Below are 13,308 nucleotides of genomic sequence, written 5' to 3'. Positions count from 1 at the left end.
TATCCAGCTAAACAATTCTTCCATGCCACTCACCCTGTATAATAGGTCACATTGGTAGAAGCGCATACAAGCGCTATGGTAACAACAAAGAGGATCACTGCGGAGGCCGCTACAGATAAAAGCATTTTATGGCCTTTTGCCATTTCGGAAATACAGGAAACAATCCTTTTATCACAGACAGGCTGCAAAAGAGCGGCAACGCACTGGTATAAAACCATCAGTACTGCCAATTTAAGCAAAGGAATCACGGAGAGGATAAGGAGTACGATAATACCGGCCGCGCCAATGGTATTTTTTATAAGTACCCCGGAACCCAGCACCATCTGGGCAACTGAGCTGACTCCCTGGCCGATTCCCGGAATGGCTCCGATCAGCTTCTGAACGGCTCCAGTCTTTATGGAATCCACATAGGGCAGAACCATGGACTGTATGAGATGGAATCCCAGTACAACTCCTACCAGAGTCTTTAAGCTCCAGGACACCACCTGTTCCAGCAGCTCCGTGAGCTTTGAAAGCATTTCTTCCTTTGCAATGTGGCCTGCCATGACTAAAAGGGCATAAACCCTTATGAGCGACAAGAGTACCTTTCCCAAAAGCCACTGGGCGGCAACGATGACAAATAATGTGAACTCATAGGAAGCTGCTGCCGATGCACTGCTCCCTGCAAATGCCGCCGCAAGAAAATAGGCAGGCATCAATACCTTTGTAAAATCCAGGATCTGCCCCACCACATTTCCTGTGATGGTAACGCTGGTGAAAAAGCTGGCCGCCAGATAGGTAAACAGAAGCAGATAGGTGACAAAAAAACCGGTTTCTGAAATCTGGCTTCCAGTGAATACGCTGGAAAAATTGGAAAACACAGCTCCAATGATCCCAAGCACCATGATCTGCCCCATCATATGCCCGCTGTTTCTGATCTCTCCCATCAGCAGATCTTTAAGAGCTTTTCCAGCCTGTCCCATGACCTCGTTTAATTTTCCATCCATCAGATCCTTCATAAGCTCTTTAAAGGAAAGGTCCATGCCCTGGTTCCCCTTTGCCTGGTCCAGAAATTTCTGGATATCCGTTAAATCATACTGATCCAGGTCTAAATCTTCCGCCGGGGCGGCTGCTTCCTTTTCCGGAGATGCTTCCGCTCCCAGGCTGTCCTTACAAAAAAACAGTACTGTCAAAAGACACATCAGGAAAAAGGCGGTTCTTTTCATGGTCTTTCTCCCTTCCGTCATGATAAAAATACCTGCAGCGTCTCGATCAGAGCAAGGAGAATGGGCATGCTGACCGCCAGAACAGACAGCTTTCCAAATATTTCTATCTGGGTCCCAACGGCTCCATATCCGGCATCCTTGCATATCCCGGCGGCAAATTCTGCGATATAGGTGATTCCTATCATCTTCACCAGAGTGGATAAATAGATGCTGTTGATCTTAATATAGGACTGGATCTCCTTCATGGTATCCAGAATGGTGGTGAGCTTTCCTATGCCGTAAAAAAAGATAAAAAAGCCCGCCGCCATGACCAGATAGGTCCCGTATTCCCCTTTCATTCCCTTTAAGGAAACCGCTAACAGCACCGCTACGATTCCTGTTATGGCTATGGTCACTACGGTCATGCGCTCACCTACAATGCAAATAAATTTTTTATGGATTCAAATAACTGATAAATATAAGGCACCAGCCAGAACAGCACCAGGATCAGCCCCGCGAGGCTTGTTAAGAATGCCTGTTCTTCCCGCCCACTGTGTTTTAATACCTGGCAGATGACGGAAACCAGGATTCCAACTGCTGCAATTTTAAAAATCAAATTGACCCCCATGCTATCCTCCTTAATACATAACGATTGTTAGGAATAAACCGCCCATGATACCCAGGCTGGTATAGAGGCGGCTTTTTTCCTGCTTATGTTTTCTCAAATAACCGATTGTTAAGTCCAGTTGTTCTAAGTATAAAAGAATATTCCGCTCCTGCATGTCCATATCCAGGTATCCCAAATGCTCTCCCAGGCCTTTTAAATTCTGTTTGTCCTCTTTGGATAAGCAGACCTCTCTGGGAAGCTTGTCAATTTCCTCCTGCCAGACGGTATAAAAGGATTCCCCCTGTTGTGAGGAAAGCCGTTCTGACACACGCTCAAACAAAACACCGATCTCTCCCCCTGCCTTTCTGCCGGTCCGTTCAAAGGCCTCCGTCAGCGGGGAATTTGCATAAACAATCTCACCTTTCAGAAGAAAAATCATTTTCCGAAGTTTCTCAACGGTCTTTAAATGCTCGTTCCATTGGGCCGCCATAAAAAATCCCAGGCCAGAGCATGATATAATGACCAGAAGACTCCTAATATCCGCAGCCACGTATTATCCATAAGCCATGCACTCCTGCCTGTCCCACCGCATTCCCATCTGGTGTACTTCTGCTTTGTAGAGCTGTGTTCCCCTGGAGTCATAGATCTGGTCAATGTTTCCGATCCTTCCCAGGTTGTTTAACACCACATATCTCTCAAAGATCCGCTCTTCCACCAGCTTTCTTAAAATCGGCTTCTGCTTTAAATCATCTATCGAGTTTCCATGAACCGTGGCAATCAGCTTGCAGCCGCAGTTCATCACGTATTCCATTGCTTCCAGATCCTCCCGGCTTCCGATCTCATCTACGGCGATCACCCTGGGAGACATGGTCCGTATCAGCATCATCATCTCTTGCCTTTGGGCAGCAGTCCAGAATATCGGTACGGATTCCCAATTCATTCTGAGGGATCCCCTGATAACAGGCCCCAATCTCAGAACGTTCATCAACCACGCCTACGGTAAGGCCTGCATGCTCCTCAGAACCGTTGGAAACCTGGCGGATCAAATCTCTTAACAAAGTGGTCTTCCCGCATCTGGGAGGGGAAATAATCAGAGTGTGATAGATTTCTCTCCCTTCCTCATAAAGGTAGGGCAAAACTACAGAGGCGCAGCCCTTCACCTGATGGGACAGCCGGACGTTGATAAAGGATATGTATTTCATTGTCTTAATTCCGGATTCATCTAAAATGATCTTTCCAGCGATTCCGATCCGGTGTCCTCCCTGAATGGTAATGAACCCCTGTTTCATCTCTTCTTCAAAGGCATACAAAGAATAGTTGCTCATGTACTCCATGGTTTCCTTAAGTTCATTTTTTAAGACTATATAGGCGTCCTTTCCTTCCCTGCTCAGGGAACCCCTGGGAGTCACATAATATTCCTCATTCCGGTATACCATTAAAAGAGGGGCCGCTACCCGAAGCCTGATTTCCTGAACCTCGTCGAAGCTGACGGTCACCTGGTTTAAAATTTCTCTTATACTCCTGGAAAATATATTGATTAGCTCGTCTTTCCTCTCCACCTTCATCCTCCTCTTACCTCAATATATGTAGGGTGGGACAAATTATGACTGAAAAACTTTTGGCTTCCTGAAAGGCATTTTAATACGCCGGGGCATAAAAAAAGAGCTTATTCTGATGATCCTTACGAAACATCGGAATAAGCCCAAAGATGATTTGATTTTTATTTAATTTCCTAATACTCTTCTGACTGAAACAACGGGCATAAAATCCACAGAGGATATTTTAATCCCATCCTTTGGACCGCTTGCATGGATCAGCTGATTCTGCCCTATGTAAATACCGATATGGCCTATGTAAGATACGATATCCCCAGGCCGGGCATTTTCAATTCCGCCCACGTCAGTTCCTGCCTCTCCCTGGGCCTCAGAGGTCCTTGGAAGGTTGATGCCAAATTGCTTATAAACGCTTAACACAAATCCGGAACAGTCTGCGCCTGATGTAAGGCTTGTCCCTCCATATACATAAGGATTTCCAAGAAACTGTTTTGCAAAAGAAACAACCTGATCCCCTGTTCCTGCCGGAAAATCCGGTCCTGTCTGGGAAAAATCTTTTCCGGGGCCAACTCCAGGGCCAATCTGCTGCTCAAAGGGCGGCGGAGCCACAATGGGAATCACCGTATTGGCTGCCGTATCTGCTCTGGCAGTAAAATTATTAGCGGCCATAAATACCAGGCCCGTAAACAGGGTTGCGATCCACTTTTTTTCTTTGCATTGTTTTTTTCTCCTGATATGATATTGTTATATGCCCATATCCGCTGCATCTTCGGATAAGAATCTGTGGTATGTGGCGTGATTTCCATGAAATTTAATATAATAACGGTAATTATCCATAAATGAATCCTCAAAAAATATGATGTAATCGAAATCTTCTTCCTGAGATTTCAAACAGATAACCTTGCTGCCGGCAAATTTATGAAAGACCTTCAAAATGTCTTCTAAAGTTGTATTAGGTTTTTCTACGGTTTCAATGAATTCTTTTAAGAAACCATTGTCCTTTTTATGGTAATATACGTATTCTATTCCTTCCGGCGGAATCTCAAAGCAAAATCGTTGCTGGCTTTTTGTGATTCTGATTTCTCCCAAACGCTCTTTTGCATATCCCTTAAAGCTTTCCAATGCGGCTCTTGTTTCCTCAGGAGAGCCTTCGCGTATTTTCAGTATTTTCACCAATGCGCGTTCAGGGTAGTAGAAGCGAATCGGTTCTTTCTCATATCCTAATTTTATCTGCACTTCTTTTATTGAATTAATGAGCAGCTGCTCTAAGGCGTCATATTGCATATTTATCACTCCAGTCATTTTCCAGTAGTGTCCATGTCAAGCGGATATTCGCAATGACCAATGGGTCAGACCCTCCCCGCCCCTGCCTGTCAGTTAAATTATACTGTTACAAATGGGACATGTCAAGGTTTCAGGTAACAGTAAAGATGCTGTTTTCCGCCGGTCAACCGGCAGCAAACAGCATCTGAACCTTAATTTCTTATTAAATAATCAAAAGCACTTAATGAAGCACTGGCCCCGGATCCCATTGCAATGACAATCTGCTTATAAGCACTGTCCGTGCAGTCTCCTGCTGCAAAAACTCCAGGCAGACTGGTTGCATTGCGGTCATCAACAATAATCTCACCAATGCGGTTGCGTTCAATGGTTTCACCCAGCCAGTCCGTATTGGCGATAAGACCGATCTGAACAAATACCCCCTGCAGCTCCATATGATGGACTGCTCCAGATTCACGTTCCATATAAGTAATGCCGTTTACCTTATCAGTTCCGGTAATTTCTTTTGTTTGAACGTTCTTTAAGACTGTTACATTAGGCAGACTGTAAAGGCGCTTCTGGAGAATTGCATCCGCTTTCAGCTCAGGCATAAACTCAAATACCGTTACATGACTGGCAATTCCTGCAAGATCGATAGCAGCTTCAATGCCGGAATTACCGCCTCCGATCACTGCCACCTGCTTTCCTTTATAAAGAGGGCCGTCACAATGGGGGCAATAAGCAACTCCCTTATTCTTAAATTCCGCCTCTCCCGGTATCCCAACATTCCTCCATCGGGCTCCCGTGGAAAGGATCACCGCCTTGCTTTTTAAGACAGCGCCGTTTTCCAGTTCCACCTCAATGAATTCTTTTCTTTCCAGGCGTCTGGCACGCTGTGCATTCATAATATCCACATCATATTTACTAACATGCTGCTCCAGGATTTCTGCAAACTTGGGACCTTCGGTATATCCTACGCTGATCAGATTTTCAATTCCCAGTGTCTCTCTCACCTGACCGCCAAAGCGTTCAGCAACAACCCCTGTGCGTATGCCCTTGCGCGCCGCATAAATGGCTGCGCTGGCTCCTGCAGGGCCGCCTCCGATTACAAGGATATCAAACGGTTCTTTCTTCTCAAACTCTGAAATATCAGGCCCGCTGCCTAATTTTCCAAGAATCTCTTCCAGTGTCATGCGCCCGCCGCCAAAAAAAACTCACCATTTAATAAAACCGTAGGCACAGCCATTATATTTTTACTCTCCGCCTCATCTTTAAAGCTGCACCGTCGATCATGGTATGGGTAATGCCGGGATTTAAAATGCTCATCAGGTTAAGGGCCTGCACCACCTCCGGGCAATTATGGCAGCTTAAGCTGATATAGGTTTCAAAGTGATACTCACCCTTAATACCTTTCACCTGATCAATTAATTTACCGTCAACTTTGGGAGCTCTTCCGCTTACCTGCAAAAGAGCCAGTACCAGGGAGGTAAATTCATGGCCCAAAGGAATGCCTGCAAAAGTGACCCCAAAGTCTTCTTCCATACGGTTAATGCTAAAGCTGGGGGTTCTGGGCAGTTTTACCTGTTCTGTCTTGATTCCCGGTGACAGGGCGGTCAGCTCATCCATCAGAGCCATCATGTCTTTTGATACACTGTCAGATCCTGCGCTGATTTTAATCAGCACATCGTTTTCCAGAAGCTGGAGATACTCAGCCAGTTGATTCTTAATATCCGCATCCAGCATCATAAGCTTTACTCCTTAGATTTTTCCTACCAGGTCAAGACTTGGTTTCAGTGTGGCTCCGCCCTCTTTCCATTTTGCCGGGCAAACCTCGCCAGGGTTGCTCCTTACGTACTGGGCAGCCTTGATCTTATCAATAAGAATGTTCGCATCGCGGCCAATGTTTCCGGCGTTGATCTCTACTGACTGAATGATGCCATCCGGGTCAACGATAAAAGTACCACGGTCCGCAAGTCCATCTGCTTCGATCAGTACGTCAAAATTGCGGGAAAGTGTATGAGAGGGATCTCCAATCATGACATAGGTCAAGTTGCGTATTTTATCTGAATTGTCATGCCAGGCCTTGTGGTATAATGAGTATCCGTAGATACAGAATAAACTTCAGCGCCCAGCTTCTTGAATGTCTCATAATTGTTCTGCAAATCTTCCAGCTCCGTTGGGCAAACAAAGGTGAAATCCGCAGGATAAAAGCAGATAATGCTCCACTTGCCCTTAAAATCTGCCTCTGTTACCTCTACAAACTTTCCGTTGTGATACGCCTGCGCTTTGAATGGTTTTACTTCTGTTCCGATTAATGACATAATAATTTACCTCCTATGATTTTATATTTTAATTAAATGTTAACTTATCAGGAGTTTCCGCTGTTTCTATGGGCGGAAACTGTACTTTTTCCGTGGAGGCCAGGCCCCCGGGAAAACAGCTATGCAGCTGTGTGTAGGTTTTGACATGGGGCAAAGCAAATAAAAATATTTGTATTACCTAATTGATAATTAATATCAGTAATAATTACTATTATCAACTACACTTATAATATAATATTATTCCCTGATTGTCAATAGGCATTTCCAAAAATATCAATTCTTTTTCATGTTTAAATAATACATAGGGTATGTAATTAAGAAACTTATAAGACCTTTAATTTTTTTGCCTGACATTACACAATATGCAATGTTGCAATTCATGTAATGATATCACAGGAATAACGAGAGAAACTTGTCTTCCTGTCATGACTGCCCGCCTTGGCATTCTGGAAGAGACCGGGCTTGCGGCTGGAAGCTTCCCGCCTTACCTGCAAAAGCATTCCGTCTTTGATTTTTCCTTTTGGAAGCAAAAACTGTCCATCGCTTAGAATCAGCGGCCTCACACCATTTCTTTATCCTGCTTCTGGATACGGACAACTGCTGCATTAAAAAAATATCTGCCCTCAAATCAAATCCAGCCGGAATCCTTATTTCCATTTCCATGGCATGATCCTCCCCGCAGGGAAATGCAGTGTCCATGGTCGTCACATGATATTCCGCCTTTGAAGCTGCCGCTTCCACCTTATTTCTCGCAAATAAATCCCTGTCATTTCCGTATTTTTCCGCCAGTTCAGGATCATTTTGCAGAAATCCCTCATACTCTTCTTTCTCCAGACGGCCGGCCTCTGTTCTCTCCCATATGGTCATATTCCAGGAGGTCTCACATTGTCCGCACCGGTAAATCAGCCAGACGTCTATGAGGCGGCCATTGGCATTGACTCTGAATTTTCCGCTGTTTCTGAATTCTGTCTTTTTCCCGCATTTCGGGCACCTTCTTATGATGGCTGGAAGCTGGTTCGGCGTGATGGTCCACTGTTTTCGTAAATTTCGATTCATGTTCTTTCTCCATTTTTACAATTGTTCCTTTCGACAACTGTAACACGCTCTTTCACTTCAGCCCACCTTATACTCTCTTATGAAACAAAGAAAAGGCGGCGCACCATTTTCTTACAGATGCGCCGCCCTATTTCATTTTCTTATTTTTCTTTTCCTGCAACACGATTCTCTGGATGCTTTTCTCGGACAGGTAATAACGCTCTGCCAAAAGCTTTACGCACGTCCCGGAAAGGTAATCCTCATAGATGGATAAATCCCGGAGCTTCCTTTCCTCTCTGGCACCTGTCCTCTGGCCCCAGGTTCGTTTATTTTCCTGTTTTCTGGGGATATAAACATATTCCCCGTCTATATAATTCTGAATCAGTTCCACCAGCTCTGCCGGTAAAATCTCATTCGCTTTCTGATAGCGCATCGCTGCCTCCCAAACATATTTTTCTGTCAGGAATAGCAAAGGCTATACAATTACTTATTTATTTTAACTGCATAACCTGTGCTATGCAGCCTTTGAGGGTTCCATCATAAAAAAGCCCGCCTCCTTAAATAAACGCTTATCTTGTAACATAATTACAACCATTTTATCACATAAGGGATTATTGTAAACCTCATGTTTGATCCAGAAACGTGTCAGGGCTTCAATGTTCAGTTTTTTATGACAACGCCAAGATACTTTGCCAGTTCCGCCGCCTGGTATAGGTCCACCACAGCGCCCCTGATCTCCGTACAGTTATCAGACATCACCAATCCCTGTATGGTGCTGTTGGTAAAATCCATTCCTTTCATCATCGTCTTAAAAAAGCTGGCATTTTCCAGGTTTGCACGGTTCCATTCAAGCGCCTTGCAGCGGCACTGGGTCAGGGAGCCTCCCCGGACCTGGGAATCGGTAAAGCGGATGTGTTCCAGTCTGGAAGAATCGAAATTAGCATAGTTGAAATTGCAGTCTTTTATTACGGTATGGAGCATGGTATTCCCGCAGAACTTTGTTCCCATACCCTTTGAGGAGGAAAATTCCACCCGGTTAAAATAACTGTCCTCAAAATTGCAGTTGGATATGTCGCAGGCCCGGAACGCCACGTCAGTAAACTCCCCTTTTTCAAAGCTGCAATCCTGAAATATGCAGTTTTCAAATATGACGGCGGAAAAACGCATGTGTGAGAGATCTTCCTCCGTTACATGAAGATTTCTTATGAAAACATCCTTTACCGCTTCCTCCTGGTCTTTTCTGCGGTATAATTCATCTACATCTTCCAGAACAAAATCCATCACCTCCGGAAGGATGGGGATAAGAAGCTTCTGGCTCATATACCCTTTCCTTTCTCATCTTTTCTTCATTCCAAACAGTATCGTCCTTTCCTTATATTACCAAACTCTCAAAGGACTTTCAAGTACATACAAAATGAAAACACTGTAAGCTTCCATGTTTTCTTTTCAAATCATAACCGCCGGTAAAACGGGCAATGGCGTCAACTTAAGGATTTAGGCACCTTTACCTGCTATATTTCTGTCAGCTTACAAAAGCCAGCTGATATCTCCTCCAACCTGGGCGAATATCCATTTCTGACATAAAAAGAAGACACCCGGTTTGCAAGGATCACCCGTTCTTCATCACAAAGCTCCATCAGTACACCAAGACAAGATGCTGCATTAAAATGATCTCCGGCTCCAGTCGACTTTACCGGATTTTCTACAAAATCAGTAGGAATACGTACCGTTCCCCGGCTGCTCATCAGCAAACTATCCTTTAATGTATGGATCAACACCTCATCAACCCATACCGTTTCCTCACTTCATGAGCAATCTCTGCTCCATCCTGACAGCCCCCTAACAGCTGTTTTCCTATGGTAACTGCCTCATTTTCATTCATGCTTAAAATCGTTGTCCGTTTTGTGGCGAACATTCCCATCAGCCTTAAAACACCTTCCACCTCTTCCGGCATTTTTCGTGAAATATCGCATAGATCAAAAAAATGCAAACTGTCCCTTATTACAGCACTCCTTGGACAATCCATGGTCGTAAGTCTCCTGCCAGAGGCGTTGGGAAAAAGGCAGCTCACTCCAATTTACCAGTGCAATCAAATCAGCCTTAGAAAACATCTGATTTGCCTGCCCGGAAGTACACTTCATTACCAGTTCCCACACATCACCGGAACATTCACAGGAAGGTGCAAGCATTACCTTTCCATCCTGAAATTCCATACAGGTAGATTCCCCCGGAGGCGCAAACGGATATAAGGTACAAGGAAGAGCAGAAAATACATCTTCTGCCTTCCTCCCTCTCCCAACATTCCGATGCAGGTAACGTCAAGTCCAAGTCCCCGCTCCCAGAGAGAAATAAGGCATATTTCCTCCCAGACTCTTTGATTCCACTTTTAGCTCCACCGAACAGCTTTTCCCTGCCTTACTCACCAGAAATTCACCAAACTCCTGTATCGTTGCAAACATCTTTGCTTCTGATGAAGCCGTTGCCGTTTGGGCAATCGGACGCACCGTTGTATCAACAAATCCATCAAACCCTGCAACAACACGCTTTTCCCTTATTTCCTTCCGTTTCCCGGAAAGATCACACAGCCGGTTCATAATTTTACCGCTGCCGCTTCGTCTGTAATTAAATAACAATTCGGATGAGTCTGCAAAATACTTGCAGGCACTTCCCCGGTTACCGGGCCATGGACAGTCTGGGAAAGAATATCTGCCTTATGGGCACCATTTGCTATGAGAATCACTGTTTTTGCTTCCATAATCTGCTTTAATCCCTGGGTAATTCCATGGGTCGGATGAAACTTCTCCCCAAAATATTTTGGCATCACGCTTCTTGTTACTTCATCTAATGGAATGATATGGGCTTCTAAACCGAAATCCACTCCCGCTTCATTAAATCCCAGATGGCCATTCATCCCAATTCCCAACACCGATACCGTCAAAGGACCGTATTTTAAGATATAATCATTCAATGCTTCCCGCTCTGCTTCGATCTCCTCTGCATCCCCATGAATCAAATGGACCTTTTCAAACGGCTTCTTTAGGGGCTTTAATAAATTCTCCTGATTAAAAAGCCCGCAGGAACCCCCGTCTTCATGAGAAAGCCCCACCCATTCATCTAAGGAAACATACTTGATCCGGCTGATATCAATCTGTCTTCATTCACCATCTCTGTAAATTTATGTACCATTCCAAGAGGCGTATCCCCTCCCGGAAAACTGATCAGCCCTTCTGGTGTATTCTCAATGCATTTCCCCACCAGTTCTGCCGCTTTCCGGCTCATTTCTTCATAATCCTTACAAATGATGATTTTCATCTGATCCTCCTAATCAATCATGTGAATACTCCTTAAGTATTCCAGATTTCGTTTTGCCGCCGCACGCCTGGGATGTGGTGGCCTTTGGCATATCCTGTTCAATCACGCCAATTCCCTCAAATCCAATTTCATCAAGTACTTTCTTTAATTCCTCGTAGTCCACGATTCCATCCTTTAAATCTCCCATCACATCTATATCAAATGCAGTATCTGAATCAAGATGCTCTCTTTTGACACGGGCAAGAACCTCATGGTCTACATTCTTAAAATGTAAGTAAGCAATTCTCTGTGAGTAACGGCGGATAAAAGAAATGGCACTGGTTTCCTTATAGTTTCCATCTCCGTTCACATAAGCATGATGTCCGATATCAAAGCATAAGTTTAACCCGGTGTAATCCATCAGACGGATAATCTCCTCTTCTGTTTCGATCATACTTTTAATATGAGGATGGTACACCACTTCAATCCCATATTCCTCTTTTGTAAATTTCCCCATCTGGTTGATTTTCTCTAAAAATCCATTCCATATCTCAGGCGGCATCTCCTGCTTCTTTTCACTGTATAATCCCACATCCGATTCATCCATTGCCACCAGATATTTCCCATCAAAGGCTTTTAATCTGCGGCAAAGAGCTTCCACCCGGCCCCGGAATGAGGCAAAGGACGGCTCTTTGTCAAACTGGTAGCAGACCGTACCGGCACATACATTCAGCTTACGTGCGGACAATTCCTCCCGAAGCCTGCCCTCATCAACCGGGAGATATCCATCTGGTCCCAGCTCCAATGACTGGTATCCTGCTAAAGCCGCCTGATCAAGAAAAACAGGATAAGGGGTTCTTGACGGTGTTCCATCTGCATACCACACGCCCCAGGAACAGGGAGCGGTCGCTATCGTTATCTTACTCATATCTTCTCCTGTCCGTCATGTTGTCTTCTCATGACATCAATAATTTCTTCAAATAGCTTCAAGTCATCCACCGCATCTTCCAATACGGTTTTCGGCTGCTTTCCTGTTTTCACACACTCTGCAAATAATAGCAGTTCCGTCTGGAATGCATCGCGGAAATCAGGTCCATAGTGAGTTGTTTTTGTCTCTGTCTCCGTAGAATCAATCACCTCTACGCTGGCAGGCTGATAGCGGATATAAGGAGTTTCGTATTTCACATGAATCTTCCGGTTCTTTTGGAAAATCTCAATTGCTGCATCAAACTGCACCACATTTTGATTATTTATTAATTCATAGGTAGCCAAAAATCCATCAAATTCCATGACTACAATCACTTGTTCCCCACCAAAAGCAGTCGTAACTGAATGAATCTTCTTTGGCATGCCAAACAGTTCCCTGACTGCTGAAAAAGAATGGCAGCCAAGTCCGGTCATCATCTGGTAGGTCGTACGTTCTTCATCGGTTGCCGAAGCGCCAATTGCCCGGTCAAGATGTGCCCTTCTTCTGGCATTTCCTTCTGCAATCACCTCTGCCGGAACATCCTTTGGATAAAAAACAGGTCTGGTCTGTCCAATGAAAAACGGTCCTTCCAGGATGATATCGCGAAAACGAAGGTATTCTGTGTTTTTTTTCTGGCTTTCTAAAATTTCTTTTGCCTTTAAAAAAAGGTCCCGCGTAACGCCGCATATATCCAACCATAACAATTAATTCCGGATACTTCTTTTTTTAACTCAATTAATTCTTTCAACTCGTCGCTGCATAAAGTAACCGGTTTTTCCACAAACACGTGCTTTCCTGCCTTTAATGCACAAGCAGCATATTCTCCATGGTACTGGTCAGGGGAAAGAATCAGTACCCCGTCAATGTCTGCCTGTTCAATCAATTCTATAGCATTTAAATACCATTGGGAATATGATATTTCTTCTGTACAAACTCCACCAGACTTTCTGATACATCTGAAACAGCAGTAATGGTATACTGTTCACAAAGATCCTGTAAAATGGGAAGATGCATAAGCTGGGAAACTTCCCCAAGACCAATCACTCCAAGCTTCATCATAATATTTTCTCCTATCTGTCTATTTTTATTT

At 44.4% G+C, this 13,308-nt stretch carries 19 protein-coding genes and 3 pseudogenes; all 22 read right to left on the bottom strand.

Going from position 1 to position 13,308, the window contains the following annotated elements; all coding sequences use genetic code 11:
- Positions 1–29: 29 nt before the first annotated feature.
- Positions 30–1,226: a stage III sporulation protein AE gene (locus JCM10519_RS11920; protein ID WP_347843957.1), complete on the bottom strand. Its 1,197-nt coding sequence runs from the start codon at positions 1,224–1,226 to the stop codon at positions 30–32.
- Positions 1,223–1,609: a SpoIIIAC/SpoIIIAD family protein gene (locus JCM10519_RS11915; RefSeq protein ID WP_054739400.1), complete on the bottom strand. Its 387-nt coding sequence runs from the start codon at positions 1,607–1,609 to the stop codon at positions 1,223–1,225. The genes JCM10519_RS11920 and JCM10519_RS11915 overlap by 4 nt, the downstream gene beginning before the upstream one ends.
- A gap of 8 nt (positions 1,610–1,617) precedes the next feature.
- Complete coding sequence (gene spoIIIAC / locus JCM10519_RS11910) at positions 1,618–1,812, bottom strand: stage III sporulation protein AC (protein WP_013273849.1); 195 nt, start codon at positions 1,810–1,812, stop codon at positions 1,618–1,620.
- A gap of 10 nt (positions 1,813–1,822) precedes the next feature.
- Positions 1,823–2,341 carry a sporulation protein gene (locus tag JCM10519_RS11905; RefSeq protein WP_054739398.1) on the bottom strand — a complete coding sequence of 173 codons (519 nt, stop codon included), beginning with the start codon at positions 2,339–2,341 and terminating at the stop codon, positions 1,823–1,825.
- A 3-nt stretch (positions 2,342–2,344) separates the two neighbouring features.
- Positions 2,345–3,356 (bottom strand): annotated as a pseudogene (gene spoIIIAA / locus JCM10519_RS11900) (stage III sporulation protein AA).
- A 159-nt stretch (positions 3,357–3,515) separates the two neighbouring features.
- Entirely contained in the window at positions 3,516–4,013 is a 498-nt protein-coding gene (locus JCM10519_RS11895; protein ID WP_347843956.1) for a C40 family peptidase, read from the bottom strand.
- A 75-nt stretch (positions 4,014–4,088) separates the two neighbouring features.
- Positions 4,089–4,628, bottom strand: coding sequence for a DUF3877 family protein (locus JCM10519_RS11890; protein ID WP_054739397.1), 540 nt, complete (start codon positions 4,626–4,628; stop codon positions 4,089–4,091).
- 191 nt (positions 4,629–4,819) lie between these two features.
- Positions 4,820–6,350 (bottom strand): annotated as a pseudogene (gene ahpF, locus JCM10519_RS11885) (alkyl hydroperoxide reductase subunit F).
- A 12-nt stretch (positions 6,351–6,362) separates the two neighbouring features.
- A pseudogene (ahpC, locus tag JCM10519_RS11880) lies at positions 6,363–6,925 on the bottom strand (alkyl hydroperoxide reductase subunit C).
- Between the two features lie 423 nt (positions 6,926–7,348).
- Complete coding sequence (locus tag JCM10519_RS11875) at positions 7,349–7,981, bottom strand: DUF1062 domain-containing protein (protein WP_054739395.1); 633 nt, start codon at positions 7,979–7,981, stop codon at positions 7,349–7,351.
- Between the two features lie 127 nt (positions 7,982–8,108).
- Positions 8,109–8,393: a CD3324 family protein gene (locus tag JCM10519_RS11870; RefSeq protein WP_054739393.1), complete on the bottom strand. Its 285-nt coding sequence runs from the start codon at positions 8,391–8,393 to the stop codon at positions 8,109–8,111.
- Between the two features lie 227 nt (positions 8,394–8,620).
- The gene (locus JCM10519_RS11865; protein ID WP_054739390.1) at positions 8,621–9,280 is read right to left on the bottom strand and encodes a pentapeptide repeat-containing protein; all 660 of its coding nucleotides are present in this window, start codon (positions 9,278–9,280) and stop codon (positions 8,621–8,623) included.
- 191 nt (positions 9,281–9,471) lie between these two features.
- Positions 9,472–9,705 (bottom strand): hypothetical protein, encoded by a 234-nt coding sequence (locus tag JCM10519_RS11860; RefSeq protein WP_347843955.1) that lies wholly within the window; start codon positions 9,703–9,705, stop codon positions 9,472–9,474.
- A 26-nt stretch (positions 9,706–9,731) separates the two neighbouring features.
- Positions 9,732–9,986: a hypothetical protein gene (locus tag JCM10519_RS11855; RefSeq protein ID WP_347843954.1), complete on the bottom strand. Its 255-nt coding sequence runs from the start codon at positions 9,984–9,986 to the stop codon at positions 9,732–9,734.
- Positions 9,937–10,173, bottom strand: coding sequence for a hypothetical protein (locus JCM10519_RS11850; RefSeq protein ID WP_054739381.1), 237 nt, complete (start codon positions 10,171–10,173; stop codon positions 9,937–9,939). Before JCM10519_RS11850 ends, JCM10519_RS11855 begins: the two co-directional genes overlap by 50 nt.
- A 105-nt stretch (positions 10,174–10,278) precedes the next feature.
- Entirely contained in the window at positions 10,279–10,554 is a 276-nt protein-coding gene (locus JCM10519_RS11845) for a hypothetical protein (protein ID WP_054739379.1), read from the bottom strand.
- Positions 10,551–11,066, bottom strand: a complete 516-nt coding sequence (locus JCM10519_RS11840; protein ID WP_054739377.1) for a 6-phosphogluconolactonase — start codon at positions 11,064–11,066, stop codon at positions 10,551–10,553. Before JCM10519_RS11840 ends, JCM10519_RS11845 begins: the two co-directional genes overlap by 4 nt.
- Positions 11,067–11,074: 8 nt before the next feature.
- Positions 11,075–11,272, bottom strand: coding sequence for a hypothetical protein (locus JCM10519_RS11835; protein WP_054739375.1), 198 nt, complete (start codon positions 11,270–11,272; stop codon positions 11,075–11,077).
- A gap of 13 nt (positions 11,273–11,285) precedes the next feature.
- A complete protein-coding gene (locus tag JCM10519_RS11830; protein ID WP_347843953.1) occupies positions 11,286–12,179 on the bottom strand; it encodes a sugar phosphate isomerase/epimerase in 894 nt (297 codons plus the stop codon).
- Positions 12,176–12,922: a hypothetical protein gene (locus JCM10519_RS11825; protein WP_347843952.1), complete on the bottom strand. Its 747-nt coding sequence runs from the start codon at positions 12,920–12,922 to the stop codon at positions 12,176–12,178. Before JCM10519_RS11825 ends, JCM10519_RS11830 begins: the two co-directional genes overlap by 4 nt.
- Positions 12,877–13,101, bottom strand: a complete 225-nt coding sequence (locus tag JCM10519_RS11820; protein ID WP_054739372.1) for a Gfo/Idh/MocA family oxidoreductase — start codon at positions 13,099–13,101, stop codon at positions 12,877–12,879. The genes JCM10519_RS11825 and JCM10519_RS11820 overlap by 46 nt, the downstream gene beginning before the upstream one ends.
- 11 nt (positions 13,102–13,112) lie before the next feature.
- Entirely contained in the window at positions 13,113–13,277 is a 165-nt protein-coding gene (locus JCM10519_RS29255) for a hypothetical protein (protein ID WP_347843951.1), read from the bottom strand.
- Positions 13,278–13,308: the final 31 nt, after the last annotated feature.

This window comes from Clostridium sp. NkU-1 (genome assembly GCA_001312405.1).
This window is presented reverse-complemented; position numbering and strand designations above follow the sequence as displayed.